The sequence below is a fragment of the Pedobacter sp. NO84 genome (assembly GCF_059703915.1).
This window is the reverse complement of record NZ_AP046575.1, coordinates 780,954-800,139: the sequence shown is the minus strand read 5'-3', so window position 1 is coordinate 800,139 and position 19,186 is coordinate 780,954. Positions and strand designations below refer to the sequence as shown.

The following is a 19,186-nucleotide window of genomic DNA, read 5'->3' as shown; positions in this document are numbered from 1 at the left end:
ACCTCTACCCTTGCCGGCCAGGCAAGGCATTGAACCAAGGATGGTTATTTTTTACTGTCAAAATAGTCGGCAAGCTTATACATCTGAAAATTCAGCTCTTTCATTTTTTCGACCAATGGCTGATAGTATTGGTAATTATTATCTATGATCCCCTTATTTGCGTTGGTGTTTGAGGGTTCGGCACCTTTTTGTAAGGGATCATTATCCATGTATTTAAACCAGTGCCATCCTACGCAGTTCTTTGATTCGATCAAGCCCAAGGTAAAGTTTTGGTAAAATAAGCCCCTATCCAATTGTGTTTTAACCACCCATCCCGCTCCTGCGGTGTTTTCCATTCCAGAATCGTCTGCTTTTACATACCATTCGGTGATGAGAAAAGGTTTGTTAGACCAGCTGGCCCATTTTGCCATAAGTGCCTGATCTGGCGTCCAGGCATTGTAATAGTTCATGGAGATGGCATCAACATATTGTCCTGCAGATTGCCATAATGGTTCTAGGCTTCCCTGATTGCCATGAAACCTGCATCCTAAGTACATGTGGTTAGGATCATACTTTTTGATTGCTTTGCTAACGATGGAAAAATAACGATCGGCAACAACCCTTAAAAAATCTAACCTATCCTTATCGGTAAGTTGAGCGAGGGTTAATTTCCTATCGTCGATCCACTTTTTGGCAACGAGATATCCAGGGTCATCCTGACTTTTTAGGGTAAGATAGCCATCCAGGTTTTTGATCCCAAGGGGCATTTCATTATCCGAAAAATATCCGAATAGATTGGGATCATTTTTGGTGGCGATTAATTTCTTGGCCTGTTCATCACAAAAAGTTTCAAAAGCGGGGTCGAACACAAAAATGACGTTGTTTGGGTAACCTTTATGACCGGGAACAATGTATGTTCCCCCTCGTTTATCGCCATAGGCACTCATAAAATCAAGATTGATGGTGTATGCCAACGGTTTCTTAGCTTGCAAAGGCGAGTTGGAAATCAATTTAGTGGTAGACCACGCTCCAGTTCCATTAAAGCCATTGGCTACCATAAACTCTTGGGTTGCCGTAATCCATGCGTTGTCACTTCCATATTTAGTTGTAAATGCAGCTTTGTTACGATCAGAAGAGCCCATGCTAACCGCATTCAGTGCATTATGAATAAATAAATAACCGTTAGGATCTATGGCCCACCATCTGTTGCCAATCTTTTTGGTATAGTAAAATCCAGTTGCCTTTTCTTTTTTGTCCATTCTACCCCCATACTTATCGGTGCGAATTGCCTTAATTTTAAAGTTAGACAAGCTTGATAATGTTCTGGTTAAATAGGGTTTATACGCCGTAAATGATGCATTATCTTTCGAATTATTGAGCACTTTTCTCGCTTCGACCAGTTGTTTATAATCGAGACTATCCTGGGCTGAAAGCTGAAGGCTAAAAGCAAAGGGCAGGGCGCAGAGGGCATAGCGCAAAGGAAGGAGAAGGCGAACAGGGGTTATAAGCATAATCGATCTGACTTTCATTTAAATTAGGGTTTACTTCTAAGCAAAGCCTCTATATAATAATAATCGGCATAGTTAATTGGCACATCAATTTCGGAGTTGGCTGGCAAGTGGCCTGTACTATGCTTTAAAATGAAGCCATAATTTGCGCCGTATGGATTGGTATAAAGTGTACTCAAAGACGATAAGATTTTATCAGCGGCCATTTTGTAGGATTTTGATTTAGTGCTATACGTTGCTAATTCGTATAAGGCCGAAGCCGTAATTGCTGCCGCGGATGCATCTCTTGGTGCATTTGGGATCTTAGGATCATTATAGTCCCAGAAAGGAACACCATCTGAAGGGGTAACTTTACTGCTTAATATAAAGTTTGCAATGGCATCGGCCTGAGCTAAATAGGCTTTATTTTTAGTATAACGATAGCAAAGTGTGTATCCATACAATCCCCAGGCCTGGCCTCTTGCCCATGCTGATTCGTTTGCATATCCCTGCGCCGTTAATTTCTGGCGTACATTTCCGGAGAGGGTATCGTAATCTATCACATGATATGAACTAAAATCACTCCTAAAATGATTTTTCATGGTGGTATTGGCATGGGTTACCGCAATTTTATAGAATGATGAATCGCGAGTAAACCTAGTTGCTTCGAACAATAATTCCAGATTCATCATATTGTCGATAATCACTGGATATTTCCATTTATCACCATTGTGGTCCCATGACTTAATTACGCCAGCCGTGGTATTGAAACGGGTGGATAAAGATTTAGCGGCCTGGATAATCACCGACCGGTAGGCAGTGTCTTTTGTAACTTTATACCCATTACCGAAAGGGCAATAGATGATGAAACCCAAATCATGGGTACTCTTGTTAAATTGTTCCTTTTTGATGTCTTCTGTATATTTTTTTGCTAAGGTTAACCATTTTTTATCTTTAGTATATTGATAGATGTACCACAGTTCTGCGGGAAAAAACCCACTGGTCCAATCCTTAGAAATGACCATTTTAAACTGGCCTTTCTCTACTGTTCTGGGAGAAACGAAGGTAGGCTTAACCAACCTAGCCGAATCAACGTTCTTAACCAGCACTTCGGTTTGTTTGGTTACTGATTTCATGGCCCTTTTTACATCTACTTTTTGTGCTAATGCTACTGTGCTGATACATACCAGCGCACACGAGATCTTCATTTTGTTTAACATTACTATATAATTTAGTTATTACTTCTATTTTTTCGCGTTGCGGATGATTACACCGATTATTATCTCATCCAGCCTTTACGCTTCGCGGTTGATTACACCGATTATTGGATTACACTGATTTCCTTGTCTTCCTTACGCTTCGCGGATGATTACACCGATTAAGATGATTACACCCATTTTTGTTAATCTTCCTTCCGTCTTCCATCTTCCATCTTCCATTTTTCAATCTTCCAACCTTTCGCTTCGCGGATGATTTCACCGATTACTTATCCCTCATAGTATTCCAACCCTTCCAACCTCTCAAATTATGGACTTTTTGGACTTTTGGACTTATGGGCTCTTGGACCCCAATCTTCGGACTCCGGACTCCCGGACTCCTCATCACAACCATATCAACGGGTGCCTAACTGGTAAATTCCTAATTACTTCTTCAACGGTAGGTTGATGGTCTAATTGCTTCCAGGTAGCAAACCAAGCCTGATTTTGGTAGGCATTGGCGCCAAAGATCAAAAAGGGTTGGGCCACGGGCCAATTGTTCCAATACATGATATCGGGTTTTAATGTCCACTTATTTTTATCGGCAACAAAGGGATATAAATAGGCAATGCCTTTATAAATTGATTTTCCGTCTGAGGTTTCAAATTTCCATAGGTTATCTTTTGGGGTAGATAGGATTTGGCAGATCATGGTGGCTGCGTCTATGTTAAAAATAGAATAGCCGTAGGGTTTTGTACGGGCCAATTCAAGTGGAAAACTGCCATCAACTGCCATTTGGTTGGGGATGGATACATTTTTAAATCTCCAACGTAACGAATCGAGCATAACTTCATCTTTACACAACTTCGCGAAGGAGGCTACCTGCATTACCCAACACATGCTGTGGTTATTTTTAGCCAACTTTTCGGCAACCCCATTTTTACTGGTATTTAACCAAAGGATATAATCTGCGAACCACTTTTTGATGGTTGCCAATGTTTGTTTGTCTAATGATTTTGATTTTTCGAAAACGATGGTTCCCTGGGCTACTTCCATAAAATGGATGGTATCAATAATGCCCCAGCTTCTTCCGGTGGTTACCCCTTTAACAGCTTGAGCAAAGGCTAAATTCGGGTTCATCAGGGTTTCTCGATTTACGAACCAGGCCTTTAAGTGCACAACTGCCTGTATAACGTATTTTTCATCGCCGGTGAGCTGATAAGCGGAAGCAAGTGCACCAATGATGGTGCTAAACCTGATCATCGCCTTGCGGTGTGCCACAAAATTGTTTGGATTTGACTCTCCGTCGCGGTTAATGTATGGTCCATCCGGATTGGCAGGATTTGGCCAAAAATAATCGGCTTCCGAAAAGAAATCATGTTTGCCGCCTGCGCTTCTTGGTGAAGTTTCGGCAGTAATGGTAATGGGTTGCTGCTTCATCGCCCATGCCGCATCATCTAACACCTGTTTCTTTAGGGTTAAAATTGCTTTTTGCTTGATTGTACCTTGAGCAAAGCAGGAACAAGTAATTAATATGCATAGGGCGGAGAGCATGGAGCGTAGCCCGTTAATTATCTGGTTTTTTAGTTTCATAATTATAGGTTTAAAAATGCAGTTGGAATGTCTTTGGTCTGAACGCTAACCACACTCTTAGCATGATTTGTTTTTACTTTAATGATTGCTCTACCGTTGTATAACTGTACTTTCGCAGAGCCTGTAGAAGTTCCCTGATCTCTAATCAGTTGGCCCTCACCTACTAAACTAAAGGCCACAAGGTTGATGGCATCTAGGCACAATACATTTTTAGAATCGAATAGTTTAACTTCTATTGTTGCTATGCCATTGTTTTCATCAATCTTTTCTAAGGTCATTTTTGCGGGCTTGTCCCATTTATCCTTCTGATAACTTTGTGTAATTTCATCGGTAACTATCTCTTTTCCTTTTTTGGCTACCACCTTAAAAATATACGTTCCTTTAGTTAACGGCACTTGCCAACGCAATCCGGCAGCCGGAAAATCTTGGCTATCCCTTTTTCTAGAACCATAGCTTTTGCCATTCACAAACAGTTCTGCTTCATCACAATTAGAATAGACCTTTACCATTTTTTCTTCGCCCTCGGCACCCCATCTAATGGGCCATGTATGTCCATAAATATGAACCATGGGCTGGGTAGTCCAGTACGATTGAAAAATATAGAAGGCTTCTTTTTTGGTAAAATCCCTTTCGATTACCCCTTTTTGGTTTACATAAGGAACAGGATTTTCTGGTCTAATTGGCGTCGAAAAATCTTTGAAAGGCCAATACGCTGTTCCACTAAGCCATGGCATTGTTTCCTGCTCTTTCAAATGCCAATCGATCAGATTTGCGATATAGCTTTCGCTCCAATCTCCATCTTTACTAACCCTTGCGGCACCGCCATATAAAGAAGCATCGCCTGCCCGTTCGTCTGCACCAGTACCTTTTTTGATTTTACTTAGGGCATTATCCGGGTTTTCCGAATGTCGGCGGGCATGGCTATCCCCTCCCCATTCTACGTGCAAAAACCGATCAGATTTATTAAATTCTGCCAAGGATACGTCCTTATATTCAGTATAATCACCTCTGTACCAACCCGCCCAGATAGAAGGTGAGTACACATCAACAATGTCTCTGCAAAAATCACATCGCCTTATGGCAGTACTTCTTGAAGGATCTAATTGATGTGATAGGGTATTGAGTTCTGTCATAAAAGCGCGGATCTTTTCCTGATCAAATTCGTTAAAATCGCCAGGCCAATCATTTTCATTTCCCAAACCCCATATCATAATTGATGGATGGTTATAATGCTGCTCTATCATATTGGTTAACATCCGTCTGGCTTGTGCCTGATAGGTTGCTCCACCTAAACCCCCTCTGCACCAAGGAATTTCTTCCCACACTAAAATGCCTAGGCTGTCACATAAATTGAGAACGATCCTAGATTGTTGGTAGTGACCCAAACGGATAAAGTTTACACCCATTTCTTTCATCATCAGCATCTCTGTCCTGATCATTTCCTCAGTCATCGCTGCGCCAACACCTGCATGATCTTCGTGGCGATGGGTCCCTCTTAACAAAAGGCGTTTCCCATTGAGCATGAAGGGGCCTTTTTTAAGAAATTCAGTAGTTCTAAAACCGATTTTTTCTGTCGCCACCGAAGTTTCTCCATTAGCGGTAAGTTCAACTTTTACGGTATACAGTTGAGGGATAGCTGTAGACCATAGTTTGGGCGCCCTCAACTCGTAGTCCAATAAAGAAGAGTCACCGTTCTGTACGTGGATATTTTTAGTAAAACCAGCTATTGATAGGCCATTAGGATCAAATATCGAGATTTTAACCGTTGCATCTTTTATGGTATGTGGATTGTTAAATCGTGCTTTTATAGAAATTTTACCACTTTTGATCGTCGTTACACTCGCTTTTACAAACAACTGGCTAATTGAAAGCGGTGGTTGATAAACTAGATTGAGATAGCGGTAAATCCCTCCATACACATTAAAATCCGACAAACTTGAAGGGATCATTTCTAGGTCGCGCGAATTATCGCAGCGAATTATGATAGGAACTTTTCCCTTAAACTGGGTCTTAAAAATTGGGTTTTTCTTAAATTCGGCAACGGCTGATGTAATATCTGCAGTCCACTCATCGTATCCTCCAACGTGCTCGGCTACCTTGTTAGTGTACACGTAAACGCTCGTTTTTTGTCCGGCGCCCTCAAAATGTAAAATCGTTCTCCCGTGGGTATAAGGATTTGCTATTTCGAGATTGGTGCGGTACCACCCCGGACCTTGGTAATAGTTTACATCAGGATCTACGGCATCAGTTGCATTGAAGCAGTGTGGCAAGCTTACTTTTTGCCAAAATGGAAGCTCTTCGGGGTTCCCAGCTTTTACGGGCCTAACCGCTTCCCAAACACCACCTAGATCGGTTTTTACAAACTCCCAATTCGCGTTTAAGCGTACTGATTTTTGAGCGTAGGTGAAGCTTGCAATGAGTACTAAGACTAAACTAACGCCTAAGCGGAGCGCGTGGCGCGTAGAGCGTTCTGGATGCATACCCACCATACGCCAAACGCTTAGCGCCAAACTTCTTCCATCTTCCAACTTCCATTTTACCTCTTCCATATCTATCTAAAGCTCTTCGTTATCTGGTTCAGCAAATACCCCTTATTATCCGAATTGTATTCCCAAAACATTACGCCAGCAAGTTTATTGTTAATTACATATTCGCATTTATTGGCTACAGACCATTCATTATCGTAAGAAATGTATTGTTTTGTATCGGTATTGAATAGGTATGGAGCCTTTGCGTCTTCATCCCTAAATTCTACAAATCCTTTTTTATTGATTAAGCTATCTTTCAAGAAGGAATAACCTTTTCCATAGCTGTTTGCGTTTGAAGCAATCGTATCTCCCAATCCTTTTTGTGAACTTGCACTTAATTTTAGGTTTCTGCCATAAAAGGCGATGCCCATCACAATTTTTGAAGGGGGCACACCAGCATTGATATAGGCTTTAATGGCTTTATCTGCTGAGTTTCCAGTGGGATAAAGCTTAGAATCATACAGGTTGGTGTGGTGACCAGCTAGCTTCCATGAAAAATAATCGTAGGTCATTAGGTTGATGTAGTCTAAATACTGGGATGCCTTACCCATTTCAGTTTTATCTAAGAACGAGGCAAATCCGCCAGTAGCCGTGGTTAACAATTTGGCTTTCCCGGTTTCTTTAGCAAACACATCCAGTTCTTTTCTAAGGGCTTCAAACATTAAGGTAAAGTTCTCTTTATCTTCTGGGCGATACACATTTCCTTCTTCTCCCTGCATCCCTGGATATTCCCAATCGATATCCACACCATCCAGTTTATGCTTTCTGATGATATCTACTGCACTTTTTGCGAAGACTTTTCTTAGCGAATCAGTTAAAACGGCGTTCGAAAAATTTTCGCTCCACGACCAGCCCCCGATAGAAATCAGGATCTGCAAGTTTGGATTTTTGAGTTTAAGCGAATTTAAGCGCACAAAATTTATAGAGTCTGTTTTGTAGTTCTGTAAGTACGCCTGGTTATTTTTTACATTTACAAAAGCGTAGTTGATGTGCGTTAATTGCTCTGCTGCAATCTGATCTTGTTTAATTAAACCGCTATATCCAGTTACATAACCAATTACAACGGGCTTTTTATCTGCTGCTTTCATTGAAGATAAAAACGCAACGAACAGAAGTAAAAAGAATGTTTTATTAATATTATTGTTAATTATTGTTACCATATTGCTTTGTTATTTAGTTATTTAATGTTGTCACCCTGAGCGTAGTCGAAGGGCCCAACAGGTCTTCTATTACGCTCAGACTGACATCTAAAGGTTAAACCCATTAGGTTGTCGCCCTGAGGGTAGTCGAATGGCTCAATATGTCTTCGACTACGCTCAGACTGACATCTTAAGGTTAAACCCATTAGGTTGTCGCCCTGAGGGTAGTCGAATGGCTCAATATGTCTTCGACTACGCTCAGACTGACATCTTAAGGTTAAACCCATTAGTTTGTCACCCTGAGCGTAGTCGAAGGGCCCGATATGTCTTCGACTACGCTCAGACTGACATCTAATGGTCTTTCTCAGCACATTTTCCCTATTACATTTTACATTTTCCATCCCTATATTCTCAATCGTATCCTTCTCATTTCCATAAGCGCTACTATTCTAATAATTAAAAAAGCTATAAAAAACGATCTTAAGATCCCTCCAATGCCATAATTTAAGTAATGGGGATAATCAAAACCGACTAAACTATAAAGTGAATATAAGATATAAGGCAAAAGGTAGCAGGTTAATGTACTTGTTCCCGCAGGTGCGATAATAGTAAACCACTGCTTTTTTCCTTTATAATCAACCGTATAAATTAGGAGTTCGAGCACTAGAATGGTGATCCCCATGCAAATGAACACCCATGCCGGAGTAGAGTAGATTTTTGAAATCCCGCCACTATAAGGCCTGATCACAAATCCAAATACTAAGGCCAACAATCCCGCTTCTGCTAAAATAATCCACAATTGCTGTGTTTTTCCATTTTTGATCAGCAAGGTATACGCGGTCGAAATTACTGCGCCACCTAGGATCAACGTAATTGAAGAAGCATCCCCTATCATCCATAAATCTAGGTTCAATAAATTAGCGTGGCTAGCAACATTAATCGCTGCGAAAATTACAAACGAAAGCAACAGTAGTTTTAATTTCCCTCTGGTTAATAAAAAGGTAATTGCCGAAAACAAATACGCCCAGCCGATAATTCCTAAAATACCCCACCATTGAGGCGATAATCCCTCTGGATGAGCAGCATTACCCCCTTTGTACATCAATGCCAATACCCCAAGAAGTGACACTCCCATTGTTATGCATGCATATCTTATACCTTTGGTTAATTTTTCAGGATAATCCAACCAGATCAAAAAGAAAGCTAGGGTTAAGAGAAGTGTAAACACGGGATAGCTTAAAAGTGCCTGCTCGTGGTTATAATTTTCTAGGTTTACATGAAAGAAACCCATCACAATTAATGCTAAGGCACGTAATGCGATATAAGTACTTATAGCAAGAATAGACTCTTTCTTTTTTATCCTTGCATTGATCGCAAATGGCAAAGATAAACCCACTATGAACAAAAAAGCAGGAAAAATGAGGTCAGAAAAACCCATTCCATCGTAATCCGCAGCCGTATGTTCAATCCATTTTGGGATGTGATCAACACCCGAAACATCATTAACAAAGATCATCAAGAACATGGTAATTGCCCTTAAGACATCTATCGATAGGATCCTTTTTGGTAACTGGTTCATTAAATATTGATTACACCCCTGCCTGCCGGCAGGCAGGGATTATGTTGATTTCACCGATTGTTATTTATTGGTTTGTTTCGAGGTTAATTATCCCAAAGCAATCTCCCATCTTCCATCTTCCATTTTACATCTTCCATCTCCCATCTTCCATCTTCCATCTTCCACTTTACATCTCTACTCAATTCTCTTCACCTGCAAGGCATTTAAAACCGCTTTGCCTTGGCTGCTCTTAAATACTAGTCTTATACCTCTGTCATCAGCTATTAGGCAATCAAACTTCTTTTTCACACCATTTGCTATACCATAAGTTGCGGCCAGGTTTAAATTCTTGATAATCAATTTATCATTTAAGTAAACATCGAAAACACGTTGAGGTGGCACTTCTTTGCTTACCGCGATTAAACTATCCAAGTTATAGGGCAAAATAGACTGGATTCCATTTCCCATAAGCTCAGCAAAGTATAAGCTTACTTCATATTTTCCTTTTGGCACGTCCAATTGGTAGCCTTCTAGACCGATCAGTTGGGTTTGATAAATAGGATCGTTTGCCGTTCCCCTTATGTTTTTATCGGTTCCGTAGCTTTGTCGGCCACTATTTTTTATCTTAAACGCCTCTCCGCCTACACTTCCCCATCCCCCTGGTATATAAGTTTGACTGGGCAGCCAAATTTCTTGGAGCTGATCATCTACAAACTGCCGCTTACTACCTAGGGTTACATTAATTGCTTTAAAGGGTGATTTAGTATTAGCTAAATTTAGGGGTTGGAGAGTAAAACTAAGCGAACAGCTATCTTCCAAGAGCAATCCATTAACCTTTGACACTGCGTTTAATCTATTTTTTCCATTGACAAACGGGACATCCCAATTAGCCACCCGCTCTACAACCTTCTTTTTCCCGAGGCTTTTACCATTTAAAAAAAGTTCAACACTATCCGTGTTACTTAGTACCTGTAAATTTTGGGTTAATAAATTTTCGTTCGAATTGGCTACCCCTCCCCTTAAATGCCAGCTTCCATTTCCTATTTTTAAGAAGGGCCGGTTTAAAAAATTTGCCTGGTACAGGTAGTAGGTGTTTTTAGGTTGTCTGTCTAAAGTTAACAAGCCTTTATTGTTAATGTGGGGCATGGTTTCATCGCGGGTTTCTGAATTAAAATCGGCCAAATTCCAAACCGCAGCACCCGCTATAAAGGGTCTTTTTAAGATCTCTTTGATATAGATCTGGTGGTAAAGCATGGCATATTCTAGGCTTTTATCAAATCTTATCGGAGTGAAAGAGTGGATGCGAGGATCGGCATCGGCACCAAATTCGGTTACCAAAATGGGCTTATCGGGCATTTGCTGATGAATTTTATCCAGAGCCGGCCCAAAATCTTCAGATTTACCTCCATACCATCCTTGATAAAGGTTCCAGCCCACCAACATGGGGATTTTAACCAATCCGGCTTTGATGTAACCGTTTACATCTCCATGGTTGCTCATCATGGTATATCGGCTTGGATCGGTTTTTCTGGTGAGGTCTTCAAGAGATTGCGCCAATTTTGCGATGTTAGCTAGGTATTTTTGCTTCCTTTCTGCGTCATTGTTAAACTTCATTTTCAGCAAAACTTCATTCATATAAGCCCAAATAATAATGCTTGGGTGATTATAATTCTGCTTGATCATTTCAAGCTGCATGGTTTCACAATTGGCGTAAAAAGCTTCAGTTTCGGTAATCTCATTAACGATCGGGATTTCTACCGAAGTTAAAATTCCCAGCCTGTCACAGGCATCCAGTACGGCTTGATCTTGGGGATAATGCGCAACACGAAGGAAATTTCCGCCCATGTTTTTTATTAGTTCAACGTCTTTAACCTGCACATTGGCGGGTACCGCATTTCCTATCCCTGCAAAATCCTGGTGCCTACTCGTTCCAATCAACTTACAGGGCAATCCATTTAAGAAAAAGCCTTTTTCTGCATCGAAGCTAAAATAACGTAAACCTACATTAGTTTTAATTTCGTCAAGCAGCTTACCGCTCTTAATGGCTATTATTCGAGTAGTGGTTTGATAAAGGGTAGGGTTTTCCGGCGACCATAATTGTGGATTGTTTACCGCGATTGCGGGCTGTTTAAATGGTATCGTTTGGTTTGCTCCAACAATCCTATCCGTTTTTACCTCATCAATTTTTGTTCCTCCTGCGTCTGTTAGTACAGAAACCACTCTGAGATTAACTGGATTGCCGCTGCTGTTGGTTAAATTTCCCTCAACACTTACCTCTGCATGGCTTTGTGATACCTTTTCGGCATGTACAAAAACCCCGCTAGATGCATATTCCTTATCGTCGAGGTGAATTGGTTCTACTACTAAAAGTGATACATTACGGTACATGCCGCCGAAAAAAGTAAAATCCGCCGTTAAAGGCGCTATATTTTCATTGAAACTATTGTCTACTTTTACAGCAATTTCATCACTTCCATTAAATTTTAAATGGGTTAGAGGGATACGAAATGCGGTATATCCACCACTATGTCCACCTACTTTTTTGCCGTTCAGATAAACTGTCGTTTCTTGATTGGCACCTTCAAAATAGAGGTAAATTTTCTTGTTCTTCCACTCGGGCCTTAAAGCCAGTTTCTTTTGGTACCAACCAATTCCACGGTAATATCCAGGCACATCATCCATTACATCAATCGCATTCCAGGTGTGGGGGATAGATACCATTTTCGCAATAGCTAAATTTGTTGGAATAGCATTATTCCCCTTCTGAAAACTCCATTTCTGATTGATATTTATGGATTTTCTAACCGCATCTTGGGCATAGGAGCTAAAAGCAAAAAGCTGAAAGGCAAAAGCGAAAAATAGAATTGATTTATTTAGTTTAAACATCTTATTGGTCTGGCGATGAGCGCATGGCGATGAGCGTTCAAGACGCCAAACGCATTACACCCAACTATTTTATTTATACTTTAACTGCATTTGGTCGTAAAAATCTTTGAGTACAAAAAATGCTTTTTTCTTTTTACCGGTTTCGGAGATTAGTCCTTTACGGTTCCAAAAATTTTGATAGATGGGGTGTTGTCTTCTTGGCGATCTAAAATCGGCTAAGATCCATGGTGTCATCCCCCTTAAAGCAGTTATCTTTTGGAGTAAAAGAATTTGGTTTTTGTACAATGCTTCTTGGTATTCTTCGCTCCACCGTGTATTTTCATCCCCATGAAAGCCACCCAGTGCATCCCCACCAAACTCGGTAATCACCACTGGTTTATTGTATTTGATATCGAAACTATAGCGAGTAATTTCGCTGGGCAGTCCGCCCCAATACCAACCTGCATATTCGTTAAAACTAACAAGGTCTATTTTTTCGCCAAGTGGATCATTTAAAATTATCGTATTGGCTTCTCTGTGTACTTCGAGCGCTGCAGCCACTAAGCGCGTATCATCCAACGATCTGGCTACTGTAGCCAAATTGCCCATAAACTGATATCGCGGCTCGCTTAATGGGGTTTCATTACCGATAGACCACACAATTACGCTGGCGCGATTTTTATCACGAACGATAAGGTCTGTTAATTGTTGTTTCGCATTGGCATAGGTTGCCGGATTTGTCCACGAAATTGTCCAATAAACAGGTACTTCTGCCCATACCAGCAAACCCATCTCATCAGCAAGGCGAACCATTTCTTCATTGTGGGGATAATGGGCCAAACGTACATAGTTACAGTTCATATCCTTAGCCCACTGGAGCATCATTCTCATATCAGCTTCAGATCTTAATCTGCCCGCCAATAAGGGATTTTCGTCGTGGATAGAAATACCTCTTAAAAAAATGGATTTCCCGTTCAATAAAATATCCGTTCCCTGAACAGCGATAGTTCTAAACCCGATTTTATCCTGAATGTTTTCAGTAGCAGACTTAATGGTTACAGCATACAGTTTGGGGTTTTCTGGCGACCATAAACTGAGTTTATTCAATACAATTGGTTGGTTGATCTTACCTTCTGCATCGGTTTCAACCGTTTTCTCCATCTTCAATTCTGGAATAGACAGGGTGATTTTTTGTCCCGCTGTTGCATCAGCTAATTTAACCGTGAAATTTACTGTGTTAATGCTGCCTTTCGCTAATTGCAGTTTGTAATCACTAATAAAATGGGGAGGCAGTTCGGCCAGGAACACATCACGTGTGATGCCCCCATAGTTCCACCAATCGGTATTTATTGTGGGGATTTCATCGGGTTTTCTAGTATTATCGGCCTTTACCACTAGAGAATTCTCTCCAGATTTTAATTTTCCCGTAACCTCAAACTGAAAGGGCGTAAATCCACCTTTGTGTATGCCCAATTTCTTACCGTTTAAATACACGTGGGCCTCGTAGTTTACTGCTCCAAAATACACGAAATAGCGCTTATCAGTGGTCGGTTCTATCGTAAACTTTCTTCTCAGCCACACCGTTCCCTCATAAAGTTCAAGCTTTTCTGATTGGGAGTTCCAATCGCCAGGAACGTTCATTTGGGGCGAGTAATCGAAATTGTACTCGATCAGTTCTGATTTATCTTTTTGAACCTTATCATCAAAAAAACCTCCAGAACCAGATTTAGATTGATCAAAGGGTTCGTGCCTATAATCATAATATCCGTTTTCATAGGGATCTATGATGTAGTTCCACTTCCCATTTAAGCTTAAAATTTTGCGGGATTGGATGTTTTGTATAGCGTTTTCTTGTGCATAACAGCTTGTTGAAATAAGGATAAGGCAAATTATAAGTGCGCTATAGTTTAATTTTAGCATTGAATTAGGGATGTAGCTTAATGAAAAATAAAATTCGCCGTGATGGGTTTAACCACCAAGGCGAACTGATGAAGTTGATTAATATCCGGGGTTTTGACCCAATTTTGGAGCCTTATTTAGTTCGTTTTGGGCAATTGGGTATAAGTAATTTTTGGCGGTAAATGATCTGTTTTCTACAGTAAAAGGCGTATAAGTAAACGTTGTTGGAGTTACCATTACGATTTTCATTCCCGTTACCGGTTTATTGAAGGTAATTTCTCCCTCTTTCCAACGGCGAACATCATAAAAACGATGCTCTTCAAAAGCGAGCTCTACCCTACGTTCGTTACGGATCCGTTTACGAATTTCGGCCTGATTAGGCGCAACATAGCCATTTGCTGTAGCATTTGTAGTTTGCAATGCAGGCATAGCCACACCAGATCTTGCTCTTATCAGGTTAACCGCGGCCAACACTTGGGTCATCGCTGATGTTCCTTGCGCTTCATTTAAGGCCTCTGCATAATTTAATAATGTTTCTGCATAGCGATAATAGATCCACGGCCTGCGGATAGTGGTTTGGGTTCCTGCCCAAGAAGCGCTTTCACTCAAGTATTTACGTAAGTAGTATCCAGTTTTGGTTGCATTTACGTTTAGGTTTAATCCATCCTTACCACCAACAAAAGTTTCTACAGGTTTACTCTTAAAACTATTGGCAGCTATAAGAGGTTGTACCGAAGCCGTATTAAACAGCACTGAAAAGCCGAGTCTCGGGTCGCGATTAGCATAAGGGTTGGTAGCACTATATCCAGAAGCACCATCAGCTATTGGTCTGCCGGTGGTTTTCATTTCATAGGCATCAACCAATTCTTGCGTTGGATTGGTTCTTCCGTTTGCCGCATCGTAACTTATTGGTGCATTATTTTGTTCGATAGCTACGGTAGCAGTAGCTGATGTGGCAAAAATTGTTTCCACATTAAATTGCCCAACATTCCATAACCAGATATTTGGATAAGAGGTGTACAAACTGTGTTTACCGGTATCCATTAATCTTTTTGCAGCATCTGCGGCGGCCTGCCATTTGGTTAAATCATTGGTGGTGTTATACTGAGGGCTAGCAGCATACAGCAACAATCTTGATTTAATTGCCATCGCCGCAGTTCCTGTTGCTCTACCGCGGTTGGTGGTATTCCACTCTGTGGGCGATAAGGGCAGCCTCGAAATAGCATCTTCGCAATCTTTTGAAATTTGCGCCACACATTCATCAAAGGTGTTTCTTGGCAGATCCAATTCGTCGTTAACCGTTAATGTTTTGGTTACAATTACAAAACTGCCATAGCGTTTAAGCAGTTCAAATTCGAAAAATGCCCTTAAGAAATAAGCTTGTCCTATTAAACGGTTCATTTGCGATTCGAGCGTGTTGTTAGCCGCAACGTTGGCAGGCAACATTTCATCCAAAACTACAATCGGACTTGTAGGCACATTTTCTATAAACATATTTGCCTTACGGATGCCTGTGTACATAGCTGCATATACATCATCAAAAGGTCTAACTGGGCCCCAAGATCCATTATTCAAGGTATTAATCGATGAGTTAAGGTTAGAATTTACAGCTTCATCTGATCCTGAAGCCAACAAAGCCCCATCCCCATCTAGATTGTACCTTTCTGATAGATTGGAATAAACGTTGTTTAAAAAGTTCCGTGCGTAGTCAGGGTTTGCCCATAGCTGGGCTGAAGTAACATCATTACCACCACTAAATGATCCGTCTTGCAGAAATGTATCTTTTTCGCACCCCGAGGTAATTAACATTACCGCAAGGATTATATAGCAGATATTTTTTTTCATCTTCATTATAATTAAAATTTCAAATTGATACCGAATGAATAAATTTTCATATACGGATATGAGGAGTTAAAACCAGATTCTGGCAACTCCGGGTCAATATCTAGCTTACCCAGTTTATCAAAGGTTAATAAGTTTAATCCGCCAGCGTAAATCCTGAACTGAGAGAGCTTCAGTTTTTTAACAAATGAGGCAGGTAACGAATAACCTAACTCCACATTTCTTAGTCTGATATAATCACCAGAGCGCACCCAGAAATCAGATTGAACGGTATTGTTACCACGATCAGAGATCAATAAACGAGGGAATGGAGCTGATGGATTACTTGGTGTCCATCTGTCTTGGCTAAACTGATTAATGAAACCAGTATTAGAAGTTCCCGAATTTACCAATTGTTGGATGGTGATAGAACGTCCGATCGTTCCTTGGAACAAGAAATTAAGGTCGAAATTTTTAACGCCAACCGCTCCACCGAATCCATATACTGATTTGGGCACAAAGTTGAAATCTGTTTTTACGATATCCAAACCGTTAATCAGTCCGTCGTTATTCTGATCTACATACCTAATATCTCCAGGCTTAACATCTTTAGATAGCAGTTGCTTTGGTGCAGCATCAATTTCAGCTTGCGACTGGAAAAGACCTTGCGAAATGTACATGCTCGAGGTATAGGTTGCAGTTGTTGTCGCTGTTGCCGCAGTAGAAATTACACTGGTAATTGGGTGACCAACAGATTTTTGGTAAGCAGGTAAGTTAGCGGCTTCGTTAATAGCAATAATCTTACTGGTTTGGTGGGTGAAATTACCAAATACCGCTAAATTAACCGACCCTACTTTCTTATTGTAGTTAAGCCCAACTTCATAGCCTTTGTAAGAAGCTTCACCTTCGTTAACATAAACCAATCCTTGACCGAGTATACTTGGCAGTTGAGATCCTGTGGCTAAATCTTTTCTATCTTCGTAGAAATAATCGGCACTAAGAGCCAGTGATTGCTTGAACATTTTGGCATCCAATCCAACGCTGGTTTTGTATGCTTTCTCCCAAGTTAAATCTGGGTTTCCTAAAGCAAGCTGTACTGTACCTGTAGTACCTGTAAAACCTGTTCCGAAGGTATAACCTGTATTACTTCTTGAGAAATAATCGTTAAACGCAAATCTTCTGGCTCCTCCTAAGGCATCATTGCCTACTAGACCATATGATCCTCTAATTTTAAGAAAATCTAGGAATGAGCTTGCTCCTTTCATGAAACTCTCATCAGAAATAATCCATCCGGCAGATAGTGCTGGAAAAAATCCGAAACGTTTGCCCACTGCAAAATTTTCTGAGCCCGAATATCCAGCGGTCAGATCCATAAAATAACGTTGTTTAAATCCATAGGTTAACCGATTGGAGATACCTTCACGTCTTACATCCAGGTTTCCGAACGAAGAATAGTTTTGTCTCGAAACCCGGCTGCTAAATTTAAAGTCGTGATCTCCAAAAGTGCGATCATAATCTAAACCTGCCCAAAACTCGCTTTTTTTAACGTTTCCAGAAAAGACATTTGGGAGGTAATCTACTTTTGCAGCCGTACCATAGGTAGCATAGGTTCCTGATGATAGGAGCTCTTGAGTAGCATAGGTTTGTGTAAATCCTGAGCGATAGGCTCCTGCAATATCATAGGCATAATATACTTCGGCCGATAATCCTTTGATTAATCCATCCATTTTTTGCTTAGCGCTGATGGTGGCAATCATATTACGAACCAAATCAGTACTTGCACCTCTTGCTTCTAGCATCGCCTGTGGATTACTTGCCGTATAGAGGGAAGTACCTCCATACGATCCATTTGGATTTATAACAGGGAAAGCATTGGCCGGTATAGAATACACGGTATTTAAAAAGGTTCCTGTGCCGATGTTGGGAAAACGAAGGTTGGTAATCCTTCCACCAATATCTAAGGCCACATCCAAATTTTTGTTTACGTGAAGGTCTAAGTTGGTTCTTAGGTTATACCTGTTAAAATTGGTGTTTGCATCGTAGGTTTCGTTATGACCACCATCATAAAATCCACCTTGTTGATAGGCACTTAATAACGTAAAATATTTTAGATAGGCATTACCTCCAGATACGGTGGCCACATAACGTTGTGTTGGTGCCAAGCTTTTGGTAAAGTCCCTTACAAAATTATTGTTTGGATATTTGATCGGATCTGAACCAGTTTGATAGGCCTGCAATGCAGTTGAATTGTACAGTGCAGTACCTCCACTGTTTACTGCTGCCTCGTTGTACAAGGTTGCATAGGTGTAAGAATCAAGCGGACTAGTAACGTGCATTGGTGCTTGCAGACCTCCCTGACCATCAAAAGTAACTTTGGTTGAGGTTGCGCTTCCGCGTTTGGTCTTAACATAGATTACGCCATTAGCGGCGTACATTCCATACCAAGCTAATGTTGCGGCATCTTTTAAAACACTGATGCTTTCAATCTCTCCGAGATCCATCGAAGCAAAATCGCGTTCAATTCCATCCACCAAAATCAAAGGTTCTTGATTACTGTTGTACGATGAACGACCACGAACCAAAAAGCTAGACACATCATAACCTGGTTGTTGAGAGCCGCTCGGATAGGTTGCCAATCCGGCTAATCTTCCTGTAAATACATTCGTTAAAGATGAAGAAGGTATTTGTGGAAGATCTTCGGCAGTAATGGTACTAATCGTTGCTGTTACTTCTCTCTTCTTCCTTGTACCAAAGGGGATATATACCACATCATCATCGCCCGCATCAATTAATGTTTTAGTAAGCATCACATCGCTTATCCCAACCTCACTTGCGGGTTTGTAGATGGTTCCGTAACCGATCATTTTAAAAACCAGCACATCGCTTGTTGAGGCATCTAATGAAAAACTTCCATTGGCGTCCGTATTTACAGATCTGTTCTTTTTGTCTTCTTGGATAGAGACCGAAACTCCTGGCAAGGGCTTTTTCTCCTGATCAACAACTTTTCCTTTTACAGTTATTTGTTCATCCGGCGTTTGCCCATAAACGTTAAGTACTGCCATCCACAAGAACAGGAGGCATACTATATATTTTGATAATTTCATATTGATAAAATCTAGCG

General features: G+C 40.8%; 10 protein-coding genes. All 10 read right to left on the bottom strand.

Annotated features, from left to right (window positions below; translation table 11 throughout):
* Positions 1–44: 44 nt before the first annotated feature.
* On the bottom strand, positions 45–1,508 hold the full coding sequence (locus tag AC6H0V_RS03560) for a hypothetical protein (RefSeq protein WP_497562334.1): 1,464 nt from the start codon (positions 1,506–1,508) through the stop codon (positions 45–47).
* A gap of 5 nt (positions 1,509–1,513) precedes the next feature.
* The gene (locus AC6H0V_RS03555) at positions 1,514–2,674 is read right to left on the bottom strand and encodes a glycoside hydrolase family 88 protein (protein WP_497562333.1); all 1,161 of its coding nucleotides are present in this window, start codon (positions 2,672–2,674) and stop codon (positions 1,514–1,516) included.
* 393 nt (positions 2,675–3,067) lie between these two features.
* On the bottom strand, positions 3,068–4,255 hold the full coding sequence (locus tag AC6H0V_RS03550; RefSeq protein ID WP_497562332.1) for an alginate lyase family protein: 1,188 nt from the start codon (positions 4,253–4,255) through the stop codon (positions 3,068–3,070).
* A 2-nt stretch (positions 4,256–4,257) separates the two neighbouring features.
* Positions 4,258–6,735, bottom strand: a complete 2,478-nt coding sequence (locus AC6H0V_RS03545; RefSeq protein WP_497563360.1) for a glycoside hydrolase family 2 TIM barrel-domain containing protein — start codon at positions 6,733–6,735, stop codon at positions 4,258–4,260.
* 71 nt (positions 6,736–6,806) lie between these two features.
* Positions 6,807–7,943 carry a glycoside hydrolase family 18 protein gene (locus AC6H0V_RS03540; RefSeq protein ID WP_497562331.1) on the bottom strand — a complete coding sequence of 379 codons (1,137 nt, stop codon included), beginning with the start codon at positions 7,941–7,943 and terminating at the stop codon, positions 6,807–6,809.
* 382 nt (positions 7,944–8,325) lie between these two features.
* Complete coding sequence (locus tag AC6H0V_RS03535; RefSeq protein WP_497562330.1) at positions 8,326–9,501, bottom strand: heparan-alpha-glucosaminide N-acetyltransferase domain-containing protein; 1,176 nt, start codon at positions 9,499–9,501, stop codon at positions 8,326–8,328.
* 174 nt (positions 9,502–9,675) lie between these two features.
* Positions 9,676–12,366, bottom strand: a complete 2,691-nt coding sequence (locus AC6H0V_RS03530) for a glycoside hydrolase family 2 TIM barrel-domain containing protein (RefSeq protein ID WP_497562329.1) — start codon at positions 12,364–12,366, stop codon at positions 9,676–9,678.
* A gap of 69 nt (positions 12,367–12,435) precedes the next feature.
* Complete coding sequence (locus AC6H0V_RS03525) at positions 12,436–14,265, bottom strand: glycoside hydrolase family 2 protein (RefSeq protein WP_497562328.1); 1,830 nt, start codon at positions 14,263–14,265, stop codon at positions 12,436–12,438.
* A gap of 78 nt (positions 14,266–14,343) precedes the next feature.
* Positions 14,344–16,089: a RagB/SusD family nutrient uptake outer membrane protein gene (locus AC6H0V_RS03520; RefSeq protein WP_497562327.1), complete on the bottom strand. Its 1,746-nt coding sequence runs from the start codon at positions 16,087–16,089 to the stop codon at positions 14,344–14,346.
* Positions 16,090–16,100: 11 nt separating this feature from the next.
* Positions 16,101–19,169 (bottom strand): SusC/RagA family TonB-linked outer membrane protein, encoded by a 3,069-nt coding sequence (locus AC6H0V_RS03515; protein ID WP_497562326.1) that lies wholly within the window; start codon positions 19,167–19,169, stop codon positions 16,101–16,103.
* Positions 19,170–19,186 lie beyond the last annotated feature (17 nt).

Bases quoted from the DNA above. Each gene is read 5' to 3' on its own strand.
- AC6H0V_RS03560 (WP_497562334.1), bottom strand. From the start codon at position 1,508: ATGAAAGTCAGATCGATTATGCTTATAACCCCTGTTCGCCTTCTCCTT.
- AC6H0V_RS03555 (WP_497562333.1), bottom strand. From the start codon at position 2,674: ATGAAGATCTCGTGTGCGCTGGTATGTATCAGCACAGTAGCATTAGCA.
- AC6H0V_RS03550 (WP_497562332.1), bottom strand. From the start codon at position 4,255: ATGAAACTAAAAAACCAGATAATTAACGGGCTACGCTCCATGCTCTCC.
- AC6H0V_RS03545 (WP_497563360.1), bottom strand. From the start codon at position 6,735: ATGCATCCAGAACGCTCTACGCGCCACGCGCTCCGCTTAGGCGTTAGT.
- AC6H0V_RS03540 (WP_497562331.1), bottom strand. From the start codon at position 7,943: ATGGTAACAATAATTAACAATAATATTAATAAAACATTCTTTTTACTT.
- AC6H0V_RS03535 (WP_497562330.1), bottom strand. From the start codon at position 9,501: ATGAACCAGTTACCAAAAAGGATCCTATCGATAGATGTCTTAAGGGCA.
- AC6H0V_RS03530 (WP_497562329.1), bottom strand. From the start codon at position 12,366: ATGTTTAAACTAAATAAATCAATTCTATTTTTCGCTTTTGCCTTTCAG.
- AC6H0V_RS03525 (WP_497562328.1), bottom strand. From the start codon at position 14,265: ATGCTAAAATTAAACTATAGCGCACTTATAATTTGCCTTATCCTTATT.
- AC6H0V_RS03520 (WP_497562327.1), bottom strand. From the start codon at position 16,089: ATGAAAAAAAATATCTGCTATATAATCCTTGCGGTAATGTTAATTACC.
- AC6H0V_RS03515 (WP_497562326.1), bottom strand. From the start codon at position 19,169: ATGAAATTATCAAAATATATAGTATGCCTCCTGTTCTTGTGGATGGCA.